Source organism: Croceicoccus pelagius (genome assembly GCF_001661915.1).
Classification (GTDB): Bacteria; Pseudomonadota; Alphaproteobacteria; order Sphingomonadales; family Sphingomonadaceae; genus Croceicoccus; species Croceicoccus pelagius.
Map to the genome: position 1 here is coordinate 1 of NZ_LYWY01000006.1, position 23,174 is coordinate 23,174.

18 protein-coding genes are annotated in these 23,174 nt (G+C 61.7%); 7 read left to right on the forward strand and 11 right to left on the reverse strand.

From position 1 onward, the window contains the following. The 6 genes from A9D15_RS16685 to A9D15_RS00345 all read left to right on the forward strand — a co-directional run. Window positions 1-3,872 (forward strand): DUF5801 repeats-in-toxin domain-containing protein (locus tag A9D15_RS16685; protein ID WP_216634364.1); only part of this gene is annotated, 3,872 nt, incomplete at its 5' end. Window positions 3,873-3,905: 33 nt separating this feature from the next. Continuing rightward, complete coding sequence (locus A9D15_RS17100) at window positions 3,906-4,601, forward strand: OmpA family protein (protein WP_066760682.1); 696 nt, start codon at window positions 3,906-3,908, stop codon at window positions 4,599-4,601. 12 nt (window positions 4,602-4,613) lie between these two features. Next, on the forward strand, window positions 4,614-6,014 hold the full coding sequence (locus A9D15_RS00330) for a TolC family protein (RefSeq protein WP_066760683.1): 1,401 nt from the start codon (window positions 4,614-4,616) through the stop codon (window positions 6,012-6,014). A 39-nt stretch (window positions 6,015-6,053) separates the two neighbouring features. Further along, entirely contained in the window at window positions 6,054-8,225 is a 2,172-nt protein-coding gene (locus tag A9D15_RS00335; RefSeq protein WP_082924156.1) for a type I secretion system permease/ATPase, read from the forward strand. Continuing rightward, window positions 8,200-9,285, forward strand: a complete 1,086-nt coding sequence (locus tag A9D15_RS00340) for a cell wall hydrolase (RefSeq protein ID WP_066760687.1) — start codon at window positions 8,200-8,202, stop codon at window positions 9,283-9,285. The genes A9D15_RS00335 and A9D15_RS00340 overlap by 26 nt, the downstream gene beginning before the upstream one ends. Then, complete coding sequence (locus A9D15_RS00345; protein WP_066760689.1) at window positions 9,282-10,553, forward strand: HlyD family type I secretion periplasmic adaptor subunit; 1,272 nt, start codon at window positions 9,282-9,284, stop codon at window positions 10,551-10,553. The genes A9D15_RS00340 and A9D15_RS00345 overlap by 4 nt, the downstream gene beginning before the upstream one ends. A 26-nt stretch (window positions 10,554-10,579) precedes the next feature. Here the strand turns inward: A9D15_RS00345 and A9D15_RS00350 are convergent, their stop codons facing one another. From A9D15_RS00350 to A9D15_RS00365, 4 genes are all read right to left on the reverse strand, one after another. Continuing rightward, window positions 10,580-11,557: a transglutaminase-like cysteine peptidase gene (locus tag A9D15_RS00350; protein WP_216634365.1), complete on the reverse strand. Its 978-nt coding sequence runs from the start codon at window positions 11,555-11,557 to the stop codon at window positions 10,580-10,582. A 266-nt stretch (window positions 11,558-11,823) separates the two neighbouring features. Next, window positions 11,824-12,153, reverse strand: a complete 330-nt coding sequence (locus tag A9D15_RS00355; RefSeq protein ID WP_066760691.1) for a 2Fe-2S iron-sulfur cluster-binding protein — start codon at window positions 12,151-12,153, stop codon at window positions 11,824-11,826. Between the two features lie 4 nt (window positions 12,154-12,157). After that, window positions 12,158-13,246, reverse strand: a complete 1,089-nt coding sequence (locus A9D15_RS00360) for a cysteine desulfurase family protein (protein WP_066760693.1) — start codon at window positions 13,244-13,246, stop codon at window positions 12,158-12,160. Further along, on the reverse strand, window positions 13,243-14,295 hold the full coding sequence (locus A9D15_RS00365) for a cysteine desulfurase family protein (RefSeq protein ID WP_066760695.1): 1,053 nt from the start codon (window positions 14,293-14,295) through the stop codon (window positions 13,243-13,245). The genes A9D15_RS00360 and A9D15_RS00365 overlap by 4 nt, the downstream gene beginning before the upstream one ends. 161 nt (window positions 14,296-14,456) lie before the next feature. On the opposite strand from A9D15_RS00365, the gene A9D15_RS00370 reads away from it, so the two are divergent. Beyond that, window positions 14,457-15,113: an alpha/beta hydrolase gene (locus tag A9D15_RS00370; RefSeq protein WP_066760699.1), complete on the forward strand. Its 657-nt coding sequence runs from the start codon at window positions 14,457-14,459 to the stop codon at window positions 15,111-15,113. A 4-nt stretch (window positions 15,114-15,117) separates the two neighbouring features. Here A9D15_RS00370 and A9D15_RS00375 read toward each other — a convergent pair whose 3' ends face one another. The 7 genes from A9D15_RS00375 to A9D15_RS00410 all read right to left on the reverse strand — a co-directional run bounded on the left by A9D15_RS00375 (window position 15,118) and on the right by A9D15_RS00410 (window position 22,819). Continuing rightward, window positions 15,118-15,468 carry a PilZ domain-containing protein gene (locus tag A9D15_RS00375; RefSeq protein ID WP_082924157.1) on the reverse strand — a complete coding sequence of 117 codons (351 nt, stop codon included), beginning with the start codon at window positions 15,466-15,468 and terminating at the stop codon, window positions 15,118-15,120. A 110-nt stretch (window positions 15,469-15,578) separates the two neighbouring features. Beyond that, on the reverse strand, window positions 15,579-16,910 hold the full coding sequence (locus tag A9D15_RS00380; protein WP_066760704.1) for an alkaline phosphatase PhoX: 1,332 nt from the start codon (window positions 16,908-16,910) through the stop codon (window positions 15,579-15,581). Continuing rightward, a complete protein-coding gene (locus tag A9D15_RS00385; RefSeq protein WP_066760706.1) occupies window positions 16,907-17,914 on the reverse strand; it encodes a phytase in 1,008 nt (335 codons plus the stop codon). The genes A9D15_RS00380 and A9D15_RS00385 overlap by 4 nt, the downstream gene beginning before the upstream one ends. After that, window positions 17,914-20,772, reverse strand: coding sequence for a TonB-dependent receptor (locus tag A9D15_RS00390; protein WP_066760707.1), 2,859 nt, complete (start codon window positions 20,770-20,772; stop codon window positions 17,914-17,916). Before A9D15_RS00390 ends, A9D15_RS00385 begins: the two co-directional genes overlap by 1 nt. A gap of 158 nt (window positions 20,773-20,930) precedes the next feature. After that, a complete protein-coding gene (locus A9D15_RS00395; protein ID WP_066760708.1) occupies window positions 20,931-21,164 on the reverse strand; it encodes a DUF6894 family protein in 234 nt (77 codons plus the stop codon). A gap of 478 nt (window positions 21,165-21,642) precedes the next feature. Then, window positions 21,643-22,443, reverse strand: coding sequence for a hypothetical protein (locus A9D15_RS00400; RefSeq protein ID WP_156521591.1), 801 nt, complete (start codon window positions 22,441-22,443; stop codon window positions 21,643-21,645). 19 nt (window positions 22,444-22,462) lie between these two features. Beyond that, complete coding sequence (locus tag A9D15_RS00410; protein WP_066760712.1) at window positions 22,463-22,819, reverse strand: helix-turn-helix domain-containing protein; 357 nt, start codon at window positions 22,817-22,819, stop codon at window positions 22,463-22,465. Window positions 22,820-23,174 lie beyond the last annotated feature (355 nt).

Below are 23,174 nucleotides of genomic sequence, written 5' to 3' on the forward strand. Positions count from 1 at the left end.
TCATCTCGGCAACGCTGCTCTACGGCGCCGACGATGCGGCAGGCGCTCCGGCCTACACCCTTTCGCTGAGCGGTGACGGCACGACCTCGCTCATGACCTCGGACGGCGATCTGGCGATCACGCTCGAGCAGACCAGCGACACGGTCATCTCCGGCACCTACAACAATGGTGCGGACACGGCCTTCACTGTCGAGATCCTCGCTGACGGCTCGCTCAAGGTGACGCAGAACGTCGCGCTCGAGCATCTCGATCCCACCGACGACAACGACACGCTGGACCTGGCAGGGCTCATCACCGCCACCGTCACGATCACCGACAACGACGGCGACACCGACGAAGGCTCCACCGAAGTCGGCGGCGCGGTCACCTTCTACGACGATGGTCCGGCGGTCGCCGCAGCGGCCGCGATCGATGCCGGTGTCGCGATCACCAGCGACTCGGCCCTGCCCGATCAGGACGCATCATCGCTCTCGCTCGCCGACATCTTCGGCTACGAAGGCGCGCTTTACGGGGCGGACGGCGCTGGTTCGCTGACAGAAACCTACGGTCTTGCACTGCAGGTCGCCGAAGGCGGTGACAGCGGCCTAGACAGTGGCGGCGACGACATCCTGCTCTTCACCACCACCGACACGGCCGGATCCGTGGTCATCAGCGGCGCGACCGACAGCAACGACGTTGCCGGTTCCACCGTCTTCACGATCACCGTCGACAAGGCCACCGGTGCACTGACGCTCGACCAGTTCGGGGTGATCGATCACATCGAAGGCGGTTCTTTCGATGACCAGATCCCACTTGCCGATCTGAAGATCCAGGGCACGTATTCGGTTACGATCGTCGACGCGGATGGCGACAGCGAAACTGCGACGCAAACCGTCGATCTGGGCGGGAACATCGCGTTCAACGACGACAACCCGGACATCAATGCACAAGGTGACATCGGCACGCTGACCCTCGACGAATCCCCGCTGCCGGCTGATGGCGGTGACGGCGTCTATTTCGCCACCCAGAACCTCGCCGCGAACTTCACCTTCACCAATGCGGATGTGAACGCCGCCGGTTGGGGTGCGGACGGCCCGGGTACGGTGACCTACGCGCTGAACCTTTCTGTGCAGGACGTGGAATCCGGCCTGTTCGTCCTTGACGACAGCGACACGGCAACACCGGGCAAGGGCGAGGCGATCAAGCTCTACCAGGACCCCTCGGGCATCGTCCTCGGCTACATCGGCGACAGTCCGTCTGATGTTAATGGCACACATGAAGTCCTGTTCTTCATCACCGCCGACACAAATAACGGTCAGCTGACCGTTACCTATAGCGATCAGACCGATCCGGCGAACATCTGGCATGGCGACACGACCAGCGACGACGACGCCTCGGCGATCCAGCTTGCCGCTGATGTCCTGACGATTGTCGCCACGGCGACCGACTATGACGGTGACACCGACACGGCATCGATCGATCTGGGCCAGAGCCACTTCGTCTTCGAAGACGACGGGCCGGCGATCACGACCCCGATCGAGGACAGCCAGTTCGCCGAAATCGCTTCGGTAACCTACCCCCTCGAAGCAACCGGCGCCTTTGCCTTCGACGTCGGCACCGATGGCCTGCTGGACGGCAAGATCGACACCGCCATGACTTTCAATCTGACCGGCGGCACGGTTGCGGGCGTTGCGATCAGCAACATTTCCGACCCGACGTTCGATCCGATCACGGCTACGTGGACGTTCTCTTTCGATTATGTCGACAACGATGGCTCCACGCAGACCGCAAACGGCTTCATCGATTACGATCTGGGAACCGAGCAATATACCGTCGGTCTCGACACGAACTTCGAATTCACTTCGATCGTGCCGTTCTCCGACATCATCAGCCGCGATGGCTACAACCTCGCCGGCAGTTCGCCGAGCCAGTATGAAATCGTCGTCTCCGAGCTTAACGCGGACGAGCCGACTTTCGTGCAATTCCAGGCCTATGCCGGCAATCTCAGCGCGGGTGGCAACACCGTGCTTTCGGCCGGTGAGACCGCCTTTGGCGATCTCTCCTGGGCCTCGATCAGCAACGATGCAAACGGCGTCGCCGGCGATACGATCCAGCGTTACGAAGTGCTCGATTTCGACCTGTTCGACTACGATCCGGGCGGCATCTTTAGCGACTCCGGCAATCTCTTCGTAAACGGCCTGACCATCCAGATCGACGGTTTCGGCAATGAAGACCTGATCGTCGTGCTCAAGCTCGTCGATGCTGACGATCCGACCATCACGACGACCAAGATCATGATCGTCGGCACCGAAGATGTTTACACGGCGGGCGATGTCATCGGCAATTATAAGCCGACCCTCGACAACAATGACGGCTTCATCGTCATCGAAGAAAACGACTTCAACGGCGCGAACGAGAATTGGTTAATTTCGGGTGCCCAGTTGCTCTCGTCCTCGGCTGGCCTGTCCAGCTCGAGCACCGGGATCGAGCTTAACGGTGCAGTCGGAGCGAACGGTGGCACCAACCAGGTCGAAGTAACCTTCGCCAGCGTTGGCAACACCGATGACACCGACGTCGTCAAGATCAGCGACATCGGCCTAATCCAGACGCGCACTGACGCTCAGGCCGTTTCGCTCGACTTCGACGTGACGGTCACCGATGCCGACGGCGATACGGAAACCGACAGCTTTACGATCAACCCGGTCGTGCCGCCCGTCGTGCTCGACCTCGATGGCGACGGGATCGAACTGGTCGGCATGGAAGCCGGCATGACCTACGACTACGGCAATGGCGAAGTCGCCACGGCCTGGGTCGGCGGAGAAGACGGCATCCTGTTCCACGACAACGACGGCAACGGCGTTGTTTCGGGCGCGGAAGAATTCGTTTTCGGCGGCGACGGTCTGACCGATCTCGAAGCGCTCGGAGCTAATTACGATGGTAATGGTGACGGCGTCCTTTCAGGCAGCGAGCTCGACGGCTTTGGTGTCTGGATGGCTGACGGTTCGGTGGCTACGGCCGAAGCTCTGGGAATCACCGAGATTTCGCTGAGCACCGAAGGTCAGGGCTATATGGCCGCAGGCGGCGATGCCACGGTCTTCGGCGAAGGCAGCTTCGTCATGGACGGTGAAGAGCATGTCCTGGCCGACGTCGGCTTCGCCACTTCTTCGGATTACGAAGGTGAGCCGGCCGACAGCCAGCTTCGCCAAGCCGAAGCAGCCCTGCTCGCCGCGGCGGTTCCCGGCCTGCTGGTTTCGACCGCTCTCGATACCACCCCGCTTTTCGATGCCCCGGAAATGGTTAATTTCGAACCAACGGACATCGATTTTGCGATGGCTGTGAACGCGATCACACCAGTCGACGTCGATCTGTCACATGTCTCGCCCATGGCGAACATGCCCGGTAACAGCGCAGCGATCTCGATGGCCGATCACTCCAGCCACTTCTCCGACGAAACCTCCTCGGCTTCGCGCTCCACCTTCAATGCCGCGAATGACGCGCCGAAAATGGACGTTGCCGACCTTGGCCACTCGTCCGAGGCGGGTGCGGAATTCGTCGGCGCGAGCCACGCCGCAAACGGCGGCGTGAGCGGCGATGTCCTTGAGGCTCTGCTCTCCATCGGCGTGCCTGCCGGAGACGGTGCAGAGGGTGTCCAGGGCACCGGAGCGATGGATGCGGTACGCGTTGCACTGCAGGAAGTCACGGCGACCGATGACATCACTGCTCTGGTGAACCATGTTGTTGACAATGCACCGGAATCGGCTCAGCACGGTTCGGTAGGAACCGAGATCATGGAAGCGCTGCTGAACAGTGGGGTTGCAGGGCAGCACTTCCAGATGGCGGCACTGCCCGATGGCGCGGATGATGCCGCCCACCTCGCAGTCGCAGCAGCCTGATTGAGTTCTTAAGGTAATAGGGGGCCTTAGAAAATGAAAAGCTGGCAAGTCCTGGCGGGCGTATCCGTACTCGCGACGGTCGTAACCGTGCCTGCGTTCGCGCAGGAAGCTGTCGACCTCCAGTCGCTGGACGACGGTACACTCCGTTCGGAGCTGGAGATGCGGTATGAGGCATCGCTTGCTGCGACGCTTGATCCCGCGATCGTCAACGCGACCGACACCCGCTACATGTGGGCGTCGGAGGCGAAGGTGCAGTGCGCCATCGCCATCGGTTTCATGAAGAACGACCTGCGCGACGCGGATTCGATCCGTAAGTGCGATGCGGCCTACCTGCGCTGGATGGCACCGCCGGCGCCGCCCACCCCGCCCCCGCCCCCGCCCCCGCCCGCCGTGTGCAACACCGGCAGTTTCCTCGTGTTCTTCGACTGGGATTCGGCCGAGATCACGCCTGAGGCGGCCAACACGCTCGACAGCGCGATCGCGGGCTTGGCAGATTGCTCGACCGTCACGGTCACGCTTGGTGGCTATACCGACACCTCGGGTTCGGACAACTACAACATGGGCCTTGCGGGACGTCGTAACGACTCCGTCACGTCCTACCTCACCTCGCGCGGTGTGATGGATTCAGCCATATCCAGCTCTGCATTCGGTGAAACGAACCTGCGCGTTCCGACCGCGGACGGCGTCCGCGAGCTGCAGAACCGCCGCGTCGAAATCAACGTCCAGTAAGGGGGGACGGACATGAAAACCTATCTCAAGTTCGCCGCCGTCGCCGCAGGCCTTCTCAGCGCCTCGGTGTCCGGCACTGCCCTTGCTCAGGGCGCACCGATCTCGCTTGGCGAAGCGGTAGCAGTTGGCGTCGATTCCAATCCGCAGATCAGCCAGGCACAGATGAACAAGGAAGCCATCCAGTTCGAGCGTAAGCAGGCCCAGGGCCTTTATGCGCCGCGCGTGGACATCGAAGGCAACATCGGTGCCCGCAAGCTGGAAAATCCGACGCGCCGCTCTCTCGGCATCTCGGACGACTGGCTCTACCCGATGGAAGCGCAGGTGCGCGTCGATTGGACCGTGATCGACTTCGGTCGGCGCCGCGGTGAATTGCTGCGTCAGGCCTCACGCGTGGACGGTGCTTCGCTCCGTGTTCTCGAACGTTCGGAATTTGTCGCCCTCCAGATTGCGCGCCAATACCTCGACGTCATGCTTCAGCAGCGCGTCATGGCCGCTTCGATGGACAACACCGGCTTCCATCGCGAACTGGTCGGCAGCCTGAACCAGGGCGTCGAACAAGGCTCGATCTCGATCGCCGACCGCCAGCAGGCAGAGGAACGCCTTCAGGCCGCTCTGATTCGTGAGGCGGAGGCCGCCGAAACGCTTCAGAACGCGAAGATCCGCCTGCAGTCGCTCACCGGCCTGTCGATCGACAATGTCATGACCCCGCCCGATCTGTCAGCCATGCTGCCGCCGAGCGAAGCGGACGCCGTCGGTCTTGCGCGCACCCGCAATCCGCTCGTGCTCGAAGCGAAGGCTGACGTCGACGCCGCGCGTGCTCTCGCCGACAGCGCGAAGGGTGATCTGTTTCCGACTGTGGGTGTCGAAGCCTATGCCCGCACCGGCGACGACATCGACGGTTTCCGTGGCACCACCAACGACTTGATGGCCCGCGCCTACCTGCGCTGGAACATCTTCGACGGCGGCATCAACCACGCCAAGTATCAGGAAATGGTCCGCCGTTCGAGCGAGGCCCGCTTCCGCCTCCACACGCGTGAGCGTGAGGCCGAGGAAGACGTCCGCATGGCATGGAACGGCCTCGAAACGCAGCGCCGCATCGTTGGCGAGCTTGCCACGCAGAGCACGGTCACCGACAATCTGCTGGACTCCTACCAGAGTCAGTTCAATGTCGGCCGCCGGTCGCTGCTCGACGTGCTCGATGCGCAGAATACGCGCTACAACGTGCAGGTCCGTCTCGAGACCGCCCGTTTCTCGGAAATTTTCGCACAGTACCAAACTCTGGCAGCTACCAATCGCTTCCTTGAAGCGCTTTCGGTTCCGCCGCACTATGGTGCCGGTGAAAACGAACGCGAACGTTTCGACTACGGTCCGCACATCCCGGCCGAGCGCGAGAGCCGCGTCTATCCGAAGTAAGGGGACTGCCGCGCGCAGTTCCCGGGATCGAGGTCTTCGATGAATTCCGCTGCGCCGGAGAAGTTCGAACTCCCCCCGCAAACCGCAGGGGAACAGCAGGCCAGGCAGGTCGATCCGCTGATCGTCTGCCTGGCCCGTCTTGCCCGTCATTTCGACACGCCGTTCGCTCCGGCCACGCTGGCCTCATCGCTGGCGTTTGCGGTCGATGGCACCCTGCCCTGGCACCAGGCCAAGCCCGCGCTCGACCTGCTCGGTCTCAATCATGACGAGAGCCCGGCCAAGCGCCTGCCGGTTGCGAAGTCGTATTACCCGCTGATTCTGCGCGACGCAGCTGGCGAACTCACCGTACTACTCGACCGTGAAAGTGACGACGTTCTCGCATGGCGTCCGGGTGACACCGGGGACACGTGGCAGCCTGTCGGCCAGTTCAACGGTAGCGGCCCGTTCACGATCCTGTCGGTCGAAGGCGATCCCGCCACGCTGCGCGATGCAGGACAGCCCTGGCACCAGCGTGCGCGAAGCCACTGGTTCTGGTCTGAAATCGCACGTCGCCGCCGTGAATTCTGGCCGGTCATCACCGCATCGGTGATCATTAACTTCCTCGCGGTCGCACTGCCGATCTTCACGATGAACGTTTATGACCGCGTCATTCCGAACCAGGCGACGGCCAGCCTGTGGGTCTTGGCCATCGGCGTGTTCATCGCCTTCTCGCTGGAATTCGCGCTACGCAAGGCGCGAACCAACGTGCTCGACGAGATCAGCCGCGATCTCGATATCAGCCTGTCGCAAAAGATCTATTCACGCGTCATGTCGATGCCGCTTGCCGCGAAGACCGGCCACACCGGCAACCTTGTTGCGCGGGTCAGCGAATACGCGGTTGTTCGAGATTTCTTCGCGTCGACAACGATCGTCTTGCTGGTCGACGTGTTTTTCCTGTTCATCTTCATCGGTTTCATCGCGATCATCGCAGGCCCGCTGGCGTTGATCCCGCTCATTATCATAAGCGGCATGATCCTTCTGGGGGTCCGCCTTCAGCGAAAGATCACCGACAGCGCCCGCGACGCGCAGGCCGACTACGGCCTTCAGCAGACGCAGCTTGTGGAATCGATCGCCGGGCTGGAAACGCTGAAGAGCATCGCTGGCGAAGGCGAGATGCTGGGCCGCTGGCGCCGCATTTCCGACATGGCCAGCCGGTCGCAAAAACGCCTGCGCGAAGTGAACGCCACTGCGATCGGTGCCGCTTCAACCTTCCAGCAGATCTCCACGATCTCGCTAGTGATCGGCGGATATTACATGTTTGATGCCGGCATCATCTCGATGGGCGCTATCATCGCCATCGTCATGCTGGCCTCACGCGCGCTCGCCCCGGCAGGGCAGCTTGCCTACCTTCTGACGCGCTGGAAACAGGCGAGCGAAACGCTCGATTCCATCGAACACCTTTGGGACGGCGAGGATGAGCGCAAGATGGGCAGCAGCGCCCTGCCCCCGCAGGTGCGCAGCGCGAACATCCGACTGCAGAACGTGAATTTCGCCTATCCGGGGTCGAGCGTGCCCTCGCTCAAGGACGTAAACCTCACCATCCGTCCGGGCGAACGCATTGCCATCATCGGGCGTGTCGCGGCGGGCAAATCGACGCTGGGCCGCGTGATCTGCGGCCTGTTCCAGCCCGACGAGGGTGCACTTCTGATCGACGGCATCGATGCGCGCCAATACCGCCCGCACGACATTCGCCGCAACTTCCGCTTCGTAGCACAGGACTCCAGCCTGTTCTCCGGCACGATCAAGGACAACCTTGCCCTCGCGGGAAACCGGGCAAGCGAACAGCAGCTGATCGCCGCCCTGCGCAAGGTCGGTGCAGACCGTTTCCTTTCGCGCGATGCCGGCGGTTTCGACCGCGCCGTTGGCGAAGGCGGACGTTCGCTTTCCGGCGGACAGCGCAACTTCCTCGCTCTTGCCCGCGCGTTCGTTTCGCCCAGCCAATTGCTGTTCATGGACGAACCGACGGGTGCGATGGATGCACAGACGGAAAAGCTGTTTATCGACTCACTGTCACAAAGCCTGACACCTTCACAGACGCTGGTTGTGGCGACTCATCGTCCCGCGCTATTTGCATTGTGCAACAGGGTCATAATCGTGAACGACGGCAAGATCGTTGCCGACGGCCAGAAAGACGAGGTTATCAAGAGTGCCGGTATCGACACCCGCAGCTAAGCCCGGCCCTGCCGAGGCAAACGCGCCGCGCCGCATCGGCGTTCGCGCGCTGCTGCTTGGCGTCCTTGCGGCAGCGCCCCTGCTCGTCCTGTCGAGCACAACCTTAATGCCCGGTGGGCTAACCGGAGAGGCCAAGGCCGTGCCGCTCAAGATCGACCGCGTGGCCGCACAGAAGCGCGCCGTTGCCGCGTTGACCGAAGGCAGCAAGAGCGAGCTGGTCGCAAAGGGCGACACCGCGATCGAGCGTAATGCCGAAATCCGCTTCTCGGACCTTCCCGTCGAAAAGATGCGCGGGTTCAAGCCCGCAGCGGTTCCGGCCAATGCCGAACGCTGCCTGACCCAGGCGATCTATTACGAAGCAGGTTTCGAACCCGAAGACGGCAAACGCGCGGTCGCGCAAGTCGTGCTGAACCGTGTGAGTCACCCGGCCTATCCGAATTCGGTCTGCGGCGTCGTCTACCAGGGCTCGGATCAGCGGGTCTGCCAATTCAGCTTCACTTGCGACGGATCGCTTGGTCGCCGCCCAGCCGCCGGCGCGTGGGCGCAGGCAGAACGTGTCGCACGCTCGGCGCTTGCTGGCCATGTCGAGGCGAGCGTCGGCTCGGCAACGCACTACCATGCAGACTACGTGGTACCGCGCTGGGCCTATTCGCTCGGCAAAGTGCGCCAGCTTGGCCGCCACATCTTCTACCGCTTCAACGGCTCGCTGGGACGCTCGCAGGCCTTCAGCGCCCGTTACAGCGCGCGCGAGATGATCCCGAGCGTTCGCATGGCCGAGCTTGAGGAAAGTTTCGACACATCGAGTGGCCTTTACGAGAACGGACTGACGATCGCGCCCGACGTCAAGGATCGCCATGCGCGGGCCGACATCGGCGGACGTCTCGACACCACGAAGGCCTGGCGGCTCGAACTACCCAAGGCGGGCAAGTATCGACAGCTTGTCGCCAAGCACGGTGATGCGCCCTCTGCCGCAGCGCCAGCAGGGACAGCCGATGCCGCCGCGGTAAAACCGGGTCTTGTCACCGACCACGATACAGAAAGCGCGGAACCGGGCGCATGATCTCTAATCTGAAGGCACGCTGGGAACGGCTCGACGCGAGCCGAAGGCTGATCGTGGCGGCTGCCATTGGCGTTTTCCTTTTGCTGGTCTGGGCGGCCTTCGCACCGCTTGACGACATCACGCGCGGTCAGGGCAAGGTCATCCCGAACAGCAAGGTTCAGGTTGTTCAGGCTGCCGATCCGGCGACCGTGGACGAGATTCTCGTCCAGAACGGCGAACAGGTGAAGCGCGGCCAGCTTCTCGTCCGCTTGAACGACAGCGAGAGCGCGAGCCAGCTTGGCCAGCTCCAGACCGAGACCGACCGGCTTTCCGCGCGCGCCGAACGCCTGCGGCAGGAGGCATCGGGCGAAGGTGCCGGATGCCAACCCGGCAGCGTCTGCGCCGAAGAACAGCGCTTGCAGCAAGTCCGCCTTGCCGCCGCGCGCAGTCGTCAGACGGCTCTGGCGGCCGCTGTCGAGCAGCGCCGCCGCGATCTTCGGGAGGGCGAAGCCACGGCGTCCTCGCTCGAAAGCAACTTGAAGCTCGCGCAGCAACAGGTGAACATGCTGACCCCGCTGGCGAAGCAGGGCATTGTTCCGCAGACCGAACTACTCACCGCACAGCGCGACGTCGTCGATATTCAGGGCCGTCTTGCCGCTGCCCGCCAAGGCGTACAGCGCGCCCGCGCCGCAGTCAGCGAAGCCCAGGCCGACCTCTCAGGCGCACAGCTCGATTTCCAGCAGCAGGCGCTGAACGAACGTAGCGAACTGGCAACCCGCATCGCGGTGAACGAGCAATCGATAAAGGGCGCCGAGGCCCGCGTATCGCGCAACGAATTGCGCGCGCCTGTGGACGGCATCGTCAACGACTTGCAGGTTTCGACCGTCGGTGGCTTCGTTTCGCCGGGCGAGACGATCATGCAGGTCGTGCCGACCGGCGACCGGCTTCTGGTCGAGGCGAAGATCCGACCGTCGGATATCGCTTTCATCAAGGTCGGCGATCCGGCGAACGTGAAGGTCACCGCCTTTGATTTCTCGATCTACGGCGGTCTTCGTGGCAAGGTCCGTCAGGTGAGCGCGGACAGCGTCTATGACGAGGACCTGCGCGAGAGCTTCTACCTCGCCCAGATCGAAACCGACCGTGCCTATATTGCTCATGGCGGACAGAAGCTTGCGATCATGCCCGGCATGATCTGCGAGGTGGAGATCATCACCGGACGAAAGAGCGTGCTGCGTTATCTTTTGAAGCCGATCACACGCGGGCTGGATACGGCGCTGACCGAGAAGTAACCCGGCGCTGGATGCGACCTGCCTACTCAGTAACCGTGCAGGTAGCTGGCGTTCTTCCTGAACGACATGATCGGGCGATAGTCGTTTGCGCGGTCGCCATCGAGCAACGCGTCGCTCGCGTTGTCGAGCATGATTGCACGGCCGTCCAACTTCACGATGAGCACGGCGTGGTCGTCACGCCGCACGAGGTCGCGTGCGATCGTCAGGTACATGTCGTCGCGCGAGACGCCCATCGCGGCCAGGATTTCCATCTTGGCGATGGCGTAATCCTCGCAGTCGCCCTTCCCCTTGCTCAGCGTTTCGCGGGCGCTGGCCCAATAGTCGGCCTTGCCATAGAGCTTGGCGTCCGAGACATAGGCGACCTTCCGGTTCACCCAACGGTTTACGCCCGCGATCCGGTCTTCCATTGAACCTGCACCGCTGTCGGCAGCGACGACCGATGCCGCTGCAACGCCCTTGCCTGCGACCCGGCTCCAGTCCGCATCGAAGCTCGTGGTCGAAATCGGCAGGATGCGGCTTTCGAGGAAGTCGAAGCTCTTGTGGCCGATTCCCGGACGTGCGGCATCGAAGGTGGTGGCACAGCTGATGCCGAACTCGGCTGCCGGAACGGGCTTTGCCGCTTGGGTCGCCTGAGGCGCGGCGATGCCGCTGGCCTGCATGGCGATGGCGGGCATGTAGGCGGGGCGCTGGGCCACGGTGCCGGTCATGACGGCCGGCTGCGGGTTGGCCTGCTGCATCCGCATCTTTTCGAGCGCGGTCATCGCGCGCTGACGCGGACGGCTGACGAGAGCGGCGGTGCCGACGGTCTGCGCTGTGGTGAAGCTGGTCGCGCCGAAACGGTTGCACCCCGTGGCATGCGAGACATTGGCAACGGCGGTCGCGATGATCGCGGCCCCTGCCGAGCGCGCCTCTGCCTCACCGGGCGTGGCAAGGGCGAGAACGGCGGCACCGGCGGCGAGAATGCCGAGGGTTTTCGAACCGTTGCAAGAGGGCGCATTGAACATGCTCCTCTTTTCGCCCGCGAGCGATCAAGGAATGCTTGCGCCTTATGCTTGCGGACATTGGTTAACGAATACAGGGCCGCAGGTCGCTCAGACTCCGCCTGTTACCAGCATGTTAACCACCACTTCGTACGGCTGCGCGGGCGGTATGGCACCCTACAGGCTCGTTAACTGCCACCCCCCGATATGGGAGGTTCAGTGGTTAACACACGTTCGGAAAGCGCAAAATTTATCGCAGGGATTTGAGAAAGTAGCGCGATCGTGGCGCGTCAACGCTGAACGTTATGGACGTGGGCCGGAATCGCGACTTCGAGTCCATCGAGGCTTTCATCAAGCATGATCTGGCACGCCAGCCTGCTCGTCCCCTGCACGCCAGCGGCAAGGTCCAGCATGTCTTCCTCGTCCTCAGACGCGGTTTCCAGCTTGCCGAACCATTCGGGCGCCACCACGACATGACATGTCGAACAGGCCATTTGCCCTTCGCACGTCCCTTCGAGCGGCATGCCCGCAACCTGGGCGACCGTCAGCAGGCTTTCACCCGCATCGCCCTGTGCCGCGACCTTGTCGCCTTTTGCCGTCGTGAAGTTGACCCGAACCATGCGTTCAAATTCCCTGCGCCGATGCCGCAGCGTTAATCGCCGCTGCTGCCTCTTCGAGGTCATCCAGTCCCGTGTAGCGTCCGAACCCTAGGCGGATCGAATTTTTCACATGTTTGTCACTCAATCCGATGGCCTGCAAGACCCGGCTGGGTTTGCCTGATCCCGAGGCACAGGCCGAACCTGCCGAAAAAGCGACGTTGCGGACATCGGACATTAGTCTTGCGACATCGAGCCCGTCGCGCCGCACGTTGAGATTGCCGTGCCAGCGCGCATCGGCGCTGCCGTTGACAGTCCAGCCATCGAACAGGTCTAGCGCTTTGGCCCAGAGCGCCTCGATATGGTCCGCGTCCGCCTGCATCCGTTCCTGCGCAAGCTTTGCGGCGGCCCCGAAGCCGGCGCAAAGGGCCGGACTCAGAGTGCCGGACCGGATTCCACCTTCCTGCGCGCCGCCAGTGATGAGCGGGGCTAATTCGATCCCGTCACGCAGCCAAAGCGCGCCGATGCCTTTTGGTCCGTGCAGCTTGTGCGCGGAGATCGCGATGGCGTCGGCATGGGCGATCGGGATACGCCCCGCCGCCTGCACCGCATCACATAGGAACAGGGCACCCGCAGCTTTCGCAGCCCTTGCGATCTGCGCGACAGGCTGGATCGTGCCGATCTCGTTGTTCACCTGCATAACCGCGACCAGGCCAACCCCTTCTGCGATCGCGGGCTCAGGGTCGACCAGACCCTCGGTATCCACCGCCAACTCATGAAACGAATTCGATAGCGAGCGCGCCGTATCCCAGACTGCCGCATGCTCAATGGCAGAGACCGCGATGCCCGCACCTGCCCTCACCGGCTCGCACCCCCGGATCACGGTATTGAGCGCTTCGGTCGCCGAGCCCGTGAAATAGATCTTCCCGCCTGAAGGGAACAGCGCCGCCACCCGCTCGCGAGCAAGATCGACTGCTGCCGCGGCCTGCCGTCCTGGCCGGTGCGGACTATGCGGATTTGCGAACCCCATGCCATCCGGCCCCTCGAGCCAGCGCATCATGGCATCGCGTGCTTCGGGCGCGAGGGGGGTAGTGGCCTGATAATCGAGATAGATCATGCGCTGGCCCGCACCTGCTGCGCCAACGCCGTCCAGACATCGAGGAATGCGTCAATGTCGGCTTCGGTCGTGTCTGGTCCGACCGAGACGCGGATCACTTCAGCTGCAGCCTGTTCGTCCATGCCCATCGCGGTCAGGACCCGGCTGGCCTTGAGCGAGCCCGACGAGCAGGCACTGCCCGCCGAAACCGCGATCCCCGCGCCGTCGAGCCGGATGAGCTGAACCGCTGAACCGAGTCCAGGAATGCGGACCGAACCGATGGTGGCGATGCGCGGACTGTCGGCAGCGACAATCTCGCCGCCTGCCTCGATCACGGCATCTTCAAGCTTTGCACGCAGGCGCAGTGCCTCTGCCATCCACGCGTGGCCGGTTTCCATGGCGGCCGCCATGGCCATCGCGCCGGCGACATTCTCGGTCCCGCCACGATAACCACGCTCCTGTCCGCCTGTCGGCGCGAGCAGCGAGAAATCGCGAACCAACAGTGCGCCGATCCCCGGCGGTCCGCCGAACTTGTGAGCGCTGATCGCCGCCATGTCGCAATCGGGCAGCGGAATCTTGCCCGCCCCTTGCGCGCAATCGGCGAGAAGCACTCCGCCCCCTGCCCGCACGGCATCGGCAATGGAGCCGAGTGGCTGCAACACACCGGTTTCGTTGTTCACCTGCTGCACGGCGACAAGCGTGTCGGAAACATCACCCAGAGCGTCTGGATCGACCAGCCCGCGCGCATCGACACGCAAAACCCGTGCACCGGTGGCGTGGCGCGTCACCGCCTCATGCTCCACTGCCGAAACCGCACGCCGTCCGGCGTGAGTCCGGGTCAGTGCCAGCATCAGCGCTTCACTCGCCCCGCTGGTGAAGACCAGTTCTCCGTTCCACTCAAGCGACGCTTTCACCCGCTCCCGCGCATTTTCCAGCGCACGGCGAGCGGCGCGGCCGGCGGCATGCGGGCTCGACGGATTGGCGTCGAGCGCCAGCCCTGCCAACATCGCCTCGCGCGCTTCCGGCAGGATCGGCGCGGTGGCCGCATGGTCGAGATAAGTCCGCTTCATCGCTTGGAAAACTGCTCCGGGATCATACAGGACGCCACCTATTTCGGATGTGGTCGTCACCAAGATTGTCAATAGGCGCGCAATTTCTATATAGGCACCATCAAATTGTCACACCCGGCCCTTCTTTCAGGCCGGTGTTCGTCCCGAATTCACGAGGTTCCATGCCCTCCGTCATTTTTCCCGGTCCCGAAGGTCGCCTCGAAGGCCGCTATCATCCCGCCCCGCGTCCGCGCGCTCCGCTCGCGCTGATCCTGCACCCGCACCCGCAAGGCGGCGGCACGATGAACGAGCGTATCACGCAGGCGCTCTACAAGGATTTCGCGGCGCGCGGCTTTGCTGTCCTGCGGTTCAACTTTCGCGGCGTCGGACGCAGCCAAGGCAGTTTCGACAACGGCATCGGCGAATTGTCGGATTCGGCAGCGGCGCTCGACTGGGTGCAGACGGTTCATCCCGAGGCGCAGGTCACCTGGGTTGCAGGCGTCAGCTTCGGTGCGCTCATCGGCATGCAGCTCCTGATGCGTCGTCCGGAAATCCGCGGCTTCATCTCGATCGCGCCGCCGGCGAACATGTACGACTTCTCGTTCCTCGCGCCCTGCCCCGCGTCGGGCATCATCATCCAGGGTGCGGCCGATACGGTCGTCACGCCGGGTGCGGTTCAGAAGCTGGTCGACAAGCTGCGGACGCAAAAGCACATCACTATCCACCACGACGAGATCCCGCGCGCGAACCACTTCTTCGAGCACGAGTTCGACGATCTCATGCGCTCGGTCGACAATTACCTCAATTTCCGGCTCAACCCGGACTGCCCGATCCGCTGATCGATCAAGGGGCGTGATCGCCCTCTGACACCTCTAGCCACTGCTGCGGGACCAGCTTCACGCGTCCCGCACAGTGCGCGACCAGCAGGTCCAGCTGCTCCGCATCGACTGCATCGACAAAGCGAAACCCCGCCATGATCCCGCGGGCGTGCCAGCGTACCTCAGCCTCGTGCGGGTCGAGCCCATCGACGAAGACAGTAACCCTGTCGCCGACGAAGAGGTTGCGCGACGGGTTCAGCACCCGGCAGCCGTATTCCGAAATGTCGGCTACCGAGACGAAGACGTCTGCGCCTGCAGGCGACCGGTATGCCCCGGCGACCCTGATGTCCCAACGCGGCTGACTACGCCTTCCCACTGCTTGACCTTCTCCTTAAAGCGGCATGTCAATCGACATGCCGGTCGCAAAAATCGGTCTATGGCAGCCTAGGAATTCGTACTTAACGCCCTTAACGGCATACGTCGCATTTACGACAGATAGGCGCCGCCCACATCAATCGCGACGGTCGTGCCGGGTGAGTAGAGGTTCACGAAAAGCGTCCGTCCGTCGGGCGAGAAGCATGCCCCCGCCAGTTCGGTTTGCAAGCGCAGGCGCGCGAGAGGAATGGCCGTGCCGTCGGGCATGACGCAGCGCAAGTGATTGTCAACGAGGTCTGTGTACTGGTCTTCGCAGACGATCAGGCAGCCGTTGGGAGCGATCGTGAGATTGTCGCCGTAGTCGAACTGCGCCTGGCTGTCGCTTTCGAAGAAGAGCTGGATACGATCGGGCGCGCCACCCGCTCCCGGGAAAAGGCGAAAGATCTGACCAAGCTTCGCCGCGCCGCCCGAGGTGCAGCAGAAATAGAGCTCACCCTCGCCCATGTGAATCCCCTCACCCCGCGCGAAGATTGCGCCGCCGGCCGCTGCGGCGCGGAAGCGCAGGTCGTCTTCCGGCGCTTCGGGATTGTCGAGATCGATCCAAGTAACCTCGGCCCATCCACCCGGAGCAAAACCCGTACCGTCCCAATTTCGCGTGTCGGCCATTTGGCCGGTCACTTGGGCTGCTTGAAGGCGCCCGCCTTCCGACAGATGGCCAGCACGGTTCGGAACGAAACGATAGAGCGCGCTCTCGTCGCGGTCCTCGGTCATGTAGATGATGCCCGTGCGCGGATCGACAGCGGCGGCTTCGTGCTTGAAGCGACCCATTGCGGTCAGCGGAACCGCATCTACCATGCCTGGCGCCGTGACGGGGACTTCAAAGACCCAGCCGTGGGGCTTCGTCGCTTCGTCGCCGGGGTTGGTTACGTCTTCCTCGCATGTCAGCCAGCTGCCCCAGGGCGTGATGCCGCCCGCACAGTTGCGGATCGTGCCCGCGAGCGAGCGGTGCTGGCTTTTCACTTCAAGCGTCGCCGCGTCGAGGATCAGTGTCGTCGTCCCGCCCGGCAGCACAGCCCCGCCCGGAGCCGTGTCGAAGCCTGAGGCGAGGTTGCCGCCCGGAGCATCTTGGACCTTTAGTTCGTGATTGCGAACCAGCGCCAGCGACCCGTCGGCAAGTTCGATGCACCCCATTCCGTCCGCCTTGTCGGGCACGGTGAGGCCATCGTCCATCACGTCTCCAAGCTTCGAGATGATGCGGTAGGACATGCCCTCGGGCAGATCGAGAATGCCAGCCGGATCGGGCACCAGCGGCCCGAGCGCGGAAGGCGTGGCAGAAGCGGCGGACAGGCTGCGTGCCGTGCAGCCGCTGGCGAGCAGGGCCGCAAAGGCCCCCGCCGTCGACTGAAGGAAACGACGACGCGAAGCGGTATTTTCGTGAATCATTTCAGTTCCAGCGCGGCGACGATTTCGTCCCAGCGGACCATCTTGAAATTCTGCGCACCGGCGGCGTTGATACCGTCCTGTGCAATGAAGATTCCGGCAGGAAAGATCGGGCCGAAATTGCCGGCCTTAACCTCGATCCCGTCGGTTTCATCGGTTGCACCGTACTCGCCCGCGACGACACGAAACCGCCCCGCATAGCTCATGTCAGGAAGGCGATAGACCGCGTAGGCACTGTCACCCTGGCTCGATGCGACGAGCCAGCCTCCGCTGTCACCTTCGGGCACGAGGGCGAGCCCTTCGACGTCGGCAATCAGCTGCGCATTATCGATCGGAGCGACGATCTCGCCGCTGGTCGCGCCAGCTGCGAAACGCCAGATGCCAGCGTTTTCTTCACCCACGTAAAGCGTACCGTCGCGCGGATCGACGACGCAGCCCTCGGCCTGGCTTGGTACGCTGAGTGAACGGAGCGGGGTCGAAGCAGGCGTTGCGAGATCGAGCGCGAACTCGGCAATCGTGCCGTCCTTGAGGACCGAGAAAGCATGGAGAGCGTCAGCCGCCTTGTAGAGGCAGAAGCCATAGCCCTCGCCCGTCCCGCCCGGGACCTTGCCCAGCGCCGTCAGCTTGCCTTCGGGAGCGAGCCGGTAGAGCCGGATGGCAGCGTTCAATTCGTCGGTACGGTCGCTTGCCGCAACGATGATGCCTGCATCGCCCATGTCGGTCAGATCGACATTGTTGAGCCGTCCGTCAGCGACGTAGTCCAACACCACCCCGTCCATCGAATAGACGTATAGCCCGGCCTTCTTGTCGGTTCCGACGATCAGGCTGGCTGTGGGGTCGGCGGGATTGCGCCAGATCGCCGGATCGTCGGCGGCATCGGCATTTGCCGTTCCGACCGGCGCAGTCTCGCCCCGCGCCACGACTTCTGCCGTGGCGAGAGGCGAAACGATCGGGGTGGTGGCGCAGCCGCTCAGGGCCGCTGCGCCGATCAGCGCGATGGCGCGCATCAGAAGACCACCCGCGCGCCGAACTTGGCAGTCCAGTCGTACTCTTCGTACTGGTACAGGTTCCGCTGGTTACCGAGGTTGTTGTAAGCGACGTACTTGGCGTTGTTGATGTTGATCCACTCGCCGAACAGCTGGACCATGTCGGTCAGCTGATACTTCGCGCTGAAATCCAGCTGGAAGTGGTTGTCGACGTAGCGGTCCTCATCTGGCTCGTCGCCAAGCTCGTCGAGGTACTTGTCGCGATACGTGCCCGAAAGGCGCAGCGAGAGCGGGCCCTTCTCATAGCCGAGCACAGCGTTGAACGTGTGCTTGGATGTCGAAGGCAGCGTGATCTTGCGAAGATCGGTCGCGTCGCCATCGGTCGGGACCATGCCGGTCGCATCGGTGTAAGTATAGTTCGCCTGCACCAGCAATCCGTCCAGCGGGGCCGGAAGCATCGTCAGCGCCTGCGAGAAGCTGAGCTCCGCGCCGAAGACTTCAGCGCTGGGCCCGTTGATCGGGATCACCGCTTCGTCGGCGTAGATGCCGTTGAAGGTCACGCCTTCCTGCACCGTGTCGACGATGTAGTTCTTCACGTCCTTGTAGAAGACCGCGGCGCTGATGCCGCCCGTGCGCGACATGTACCATTCGAGCGAGGCGTCGAGGTTCCACGCCTCATACGGATCGAGGTCGGGGTTGCCGAACTCGCCCTCGATCTCGTCCTCGTCGTTTACCTCGACGGCAAAGCGCGGGGCGAGCTTCGAGAGCTTGGGACGGACAAGACTGCGATAACCGGCAAGGCGGACCAGCAGGTCCGGCTGAACCTCGTACCTCAGGTTCAGGCTCGGCAGCAGGTGGCCATAGTCCTTCTCGTACTGCACGGGCGCAAATACGACGATATCGTCGGTTGCGGTCGTGCCGTCGGGAAGCGTCGCGTCTTCCTCGTAAAGCGTGACCGTGTTGCCGAAAATGTCGTTCTTAGTGTGCTCGTACCGCACGCCGCCAATCGCGCGCAGCGGGCCGTTGTCGTAAGTCGCCATGACGTATCCCGCCATGATGGCCTCATCGACACGGTAATCCTCGACACTTGAGTCGAACTCGCTGTCGATTTCCTGCAGCTCGAACTGATCGAAATTGCCGTAGAAGTAGTCGGTCGGCGCGGTGAAATCGGGCAGAGGCGAGATGCCGATGATGTCGTAGGTCTGGTAACCCTGGACCATGTCGAGCGTGTAGTCGCCATCACCGTCCCACTCGTAGAACTCTACCGTCTTGTCGTAGGTCTTCTTGCGGAAACGGCCCTTGGCGCCGGCCTGGAGCGTCAGGCTCGCGTTGCCCATGAACATCTCGTACTCCGCGTCGAACTGGCCGGCGTACTCTTCGTCTTCCGCGCTCGAGAGCGCGGTAAGCTCGATGTCCTTCAGCTCGTAAGCGGCCGGATCGAAGAAGCCCGAGGTGTTGCCCGCTGCCTGGTAGAGCGGCACGCGCGGGTCGGAGTAGTCGACCGCGATCAGCAGTTCGTCGCCGATCACATCACCGTCGCCTTCGAAGTCCTGTTCGAACTGCGTCGGGTCCAGCGAGCCGTTCTCTCGCTCGCTGGCCTTTGCGTAGCTGGCCGAGTATTCGGCGAAGAAGCCGCTATCGAGCTTGGTCTCGCCGCCCAGCACGATCGAGTAGATGCGCTGGCGTTCGAAACGATCCTTCACATCGCGTTCGACGGTAAATTCGGCCGTGTCGGAAGAGAACGTCGCCGTGCTGCCCACGAGGGTCGGCAGGTCCTCGTCTTCGAAGTCGCCGAAATCGAACGTCAGGCGGCGACGGTATTCCTGGTCGTCGAACTGGCTCCACGTGCCCTTGATGTAGAGCTCCGTCGTCTCGCCCGCGCGGAAATCCATACCCAGCGTCGCGCTGATGCGCTCGCGCTCGACATCGTAGTCGCGGTACTGGATTTCCTGCGCGTAAGGCGTGCCGCCATCATCGGTCCAGTCGTCGGCCTCGATGTTGTCGGTTTCGAACGTGCGCTGGTAGTAGGAGACGCCGCCCGAAATGCCGACGTTCTCGCCAAGCCGGCTGGCAAAGTCGAGGCTGGCCTTGGGGGTCAGCTCGTTGGCCTTCTCGTTGTAGCTGCCCTCGATCTTGGCGACGAGCAGGTCCTTCTCGCGGTCGAAGGCGCTGGTCGTCTTGATCTCTACGCTGGCGCCAATGGTGTCGGCATCCATGTCGGGCGTGAGAGACTTCTTCACTTCGATCGATTCGATGATATCCGAACTGATCACGTCGAGCGCGACCGAGCGAACATCGCTTTCCGGGGCCGGCAGACGAACGCCGTTAAGTGATGTCGAATTCAATTCGGGATCGAGACCGCGGACCGAGACGAAACGGCCCTCTCCCTGGTCGTTGAGGACGTTGACGCCCGGCAGGCGGCGCAGCGATTCCGCGACGTTCTGATCGGGGAACTGGCCGATGGCATCACGCGTGATGACATCGCTGACGGTATCGGCGGCGCGCTTACGCGAAAGGGCGCTACCAAGATTTGCACGCTGGCCGACGACGAGGATCTGGCCGTCGATACCGGCGAGCGTGAAATCCGCATCTACCGAACCCGTTGCCGGGACCGTCACGCTCACTTCCTGCGCCTGCGCGCCGATATAGTCTGCGCGGAGGGTATAAGTGCCCGCGGGAACGTCGACGAAGCGGAAGCTGCCGTCGCTGGCCGTGGCGACCTTGCGGTCCAGTTCTTCGATTTCGACCTCGACGGCGCGAAGGCCAGCCGTGCCGGTCGCGTCGATGACGTTACCTTCGATTTCCCCTGCGATGGCCGGCGCGCTGCCCAGCGCGATTGCCCCCATTGCGGCCCCGAGGAGCCAACGTGACGATCCCATTACTCAACCTCCGTGATGTTGTCGGGAGGCCGGATAGGAGCATCATCTTACTGATTCGCGACGTTACGAAGACAGTCGCATGACGCACGTGCGAATGCTGTAACAGACTGGAAATATTACAAATAAGACACGCATGCTCGCACGCGCAGCTTATCAGGTCATGAAATGCAGATCGCGTCCTCCAGCGGCACGCTATCGACCAGCAGGCCCAGTTCATCCTCGATCAAAAGCAGCTGCGACAAGCGCAGGCGACCTTTGAGAATATCCTTGGCGGCAAGTTGTCTGGCGACATATTTCGCGGTCAGGTGCGCTGACGGGAGGTCGGGGCAATCCATCACGCAATCGCGCTTGTTTGGCGCGTTGTCCTCCAGTCGGAAACGGTACTCGGGCATTGCAACTCCATCCGTAATTCCGCGATCGGGACGACCGGACTTTTGGCAGAATTGGTGCAAACCGGCAATGAGACTATCCTGACCGCAATATGACATTTGCGCTGCGGTTTCCCTTTTGGTGGACGACGTCGAAATTTTCTCCCGACCTCGGGAACAGACCTGCTGCTATTGTTTTACACCGTGGAAGACGGCGCTGCCTCCCTGGCTCCCAGACGTCAAAGAACGCACCGTCAAGGACTCCCTTGTCATATTTGCTTTCGCCTCACGCCTGCTCTTGCGGCAACGTTTTGCGAATCGTTTGACCTTCCGACAAAGCTTTGCGAATTGGAGCCCGCCTCGCGGGTGTAGCTCAATGGTAGAGCAGCAGCTTCCCAAGATTAGACTATCATTGAAAATAAACGATAAATTCCCGAATAGCCGTCCAACATTGACCACTTAGATCGATAATGTTGGACGGATCGGTTTGATGGTTTGGCGTTTATCCAATGCCGAGAATTGCTGAGAAGGCACCGAGCGCATGGAGCAGACCTGGAGTCGCTACCCCTCCCGCAGCCCCGCCTACCGCACCCTCAATAATCGTACGAAGCGATTTACCGGCCTCCTGCAGGATTGTTGGATTTGGCTCTAGCTTTTGAAGTTGCGATTTGATGGTTTGGATATCCGGTTCAGCTTCTCTCCGGATTTCTTCGTTGGGGATGGAATTTTCCAGACGGTCAAGAGCGGCCGAAATCTCTTTTGAAGTCAACGTGACCACCGTCGATTGGGAAGCCTGCCCATTCCCTTGCTGAACTCCACCAATAATCGTGTCTGCATTCACGACGTAAATGGCACGATCTTCTCGTGACTTGCGGCTTCCTACTCCCAATGCAAATGCTCGGATCTGGACGCCAATGTTAGAACGCACTGTTCCTACCATCTGCTCCAGTGCCTCTCTTTGACTATCGTTAATCTTCGCACTGCCATGTCGAAATGCATAAGGCGGGATTGCGAGCTCATCGACCACTTGCTGAAGATGGGCGACGGCGATTTCGCGAGCTTCTGGCATCTGCAAATTTGCGCCTGACCAGTCAGCAGTAATTTCGATTATTTCGGCCACATGAGATCGGAGTACTTCCTCCAAATTTTGCACTCCACTCAGTATTGCCGCTCCGCTGTTGCTGAGACCTCTCTTGCCCATTGCAGCCAAGTTTTTTTCGCGTGCTTGCGCGGCGCTGACACTCAGCTCTTTGAAGCGATGATTGAGAAAATCTTTGAAATCTTGAGGCGATGCGTCACTCATCTGTGAAATCCAAAATCGTTTAGGACGTCATTCGATCATGGTCTAAGTTTTTCACATCACCGCGGTGAGCAAGCAAACTTTTAAGTATCACAATCACCAATTTTTGGTCAGAATCGTTCAGTTGATTAAGCATCGAGAGGACCGTCCTCTGTATCTCATTCGAGACATATGGATTATCTAACTCAGATAGAAAATCGACTGGATGTACCTCAAAAATCCTCGCAAATGTGCGCATGTAGTCAAGCGACAACGGCCGCGTGTTGTTCTCAATCTGGCTGATCGCAGGCTGCGAGATGCCTGCTGCAGCAGAGAGGTCGCTCTGAGAGAGCTTCGCCCTTTTTCGAATTTCTCGTAGACGATTGTCCGCTTTGTTCATGATTGCGACCTTCCGCTTTTCACGGAGACCGCAGCAGGATCTAATTCACTCGTAAACTTCGGCCTATGCGATTTACGCGAAGTGATCTGAGATGACTGCCGAATCACCGTTTCGCGATCGTCATAAGCTTTTGAGGCTTACGATGGCTGCAAAAATTGCATTTTTTAGCAAAGGCTTGCGGCGATCCGTCCAACAAACCTATCCAATCAGAGGTCTTTTCGATCAGCCAGAGACTTATGACGAGCCTGATAACGCATTAGTTTCAGAACGTTAGGCGGTTGGACGCTTCGGTCAGAAAAGAAATATAATTAATTTTCAGCAACTTATTCGAAAAAGAGCTGACGATCTAGACATG

Excerpts from the sequence above, each read along its gene's own strand:
- A9D15_RS17100 (WP_066760682.1), top strand. The coding sequence starts at position 3,906 with ATGAAAAGCTGGCAAGTCCTGGCGGGCGTATCCGTACTCGCGACGGTC.
- A9D15_RS00330 (WP_066760683.1), top strand. The coding sequence starts at position 4,614 with ATGAAAACCTATCTCAAGTTCGCCGCCGTCGCCGCAGGCCTTCTCAGC.
- A9D15_RS00335 (WP_082924156.1), top strand. The coding sequence starts at position 6,054 with ATGAATTCCGCTGCGCCGGAGAAGTTCGAACTCCCCCCGCAAACCGCA.
- A9D15_RS00345 (WP_066760689.1), top strand. The coding sequence starts at position 9,282 with ATGATCTCTAATCTGAAGGCACGCTGGGAACGGCTCGACGCGAGCCGA.
- A9D15_RS00350 (WP_216634365.1), bottom strand. The coding sequence starts at position 11,557 with ATGTTCAATGCGCCCTCTTGCAACGGTTCGAAAACCCTCGGCATTCTC.
- A9D15_RS00355 (WP_066760691.1), bottom strand. The coding sequence starts at position 12,153 with ATGGTTCGGGTCAACTTCACGACGGCAAAAGGCGACAAGGTCGCGGCA.
- A9D15_RS00360 (WP_066760693.1), bottom strand. The coding sequence starts at position 13,246 with ATGATCTATCTCGATTATCAGGCCACTACCCCCCTCGCGCCCGAAGCA.
- A9D15_RS00365 (WP_066760695.1), bottom strand. The coding sequence starts at position 14,295 with ATGAAGCGGACTTATCTCGACCATGCGGCCACCGCGCCGATCCTGCCG.
- A9D15_RS00370 (WP_066760699.1), top strand. The coding sequence starts at position 14,457 with ATGCCCTCCGTCATTTTTCCCGGTCCCGAAGGTCGCCTCGAAGGCCGC.
- A9D15_RS00380 (WP_066760704.1), bottom strand. The coding sequence starts at position 16,910 with ATGATTCACGAAAATACCGCTTCGCGTCGTCGTTTCCTTCAGTCGACG.
- A9D15_RS00385 (WP_066760706.1), bottom strand. The coding sequence starts at position 17,914 with ATGCGCGCCATCGCGCTGATCGGCGCAGCGGCCCTGAGCGGCTGCGCC.
- A9D15_RS00390 (WP_066760707.1), bottom strand. The coding sequence starts at position 20,772 with ATGGGATCGTCACGTTGGCTCCTCGGGGCCGCAATGGGGGCAATCGCG.
- A9D15_RS00395 (WP_066760708.1), bottom strand. The coding sequence starts at position 21,164 with ATGCCCGAGTACCGTTTCCGACTGGAGGACAACGCGCCAAACAAGCGC.
- A9D15_RS00400 (WP_156521591.1), bottom strand. The coding sequence starts at position 22,443 with ATGAGTGACGCATCGCCTCAAGATTTCAAAGATTTTCTCAATCATCGC.
- A9D15_RS00410 (WP_066760712.1), bottom strand. The coding sequence starts at position 22,819 with ATGAACAAAGCGGACAATCGTCTACGAGAAATTCGAAAAAGGGCGAAG.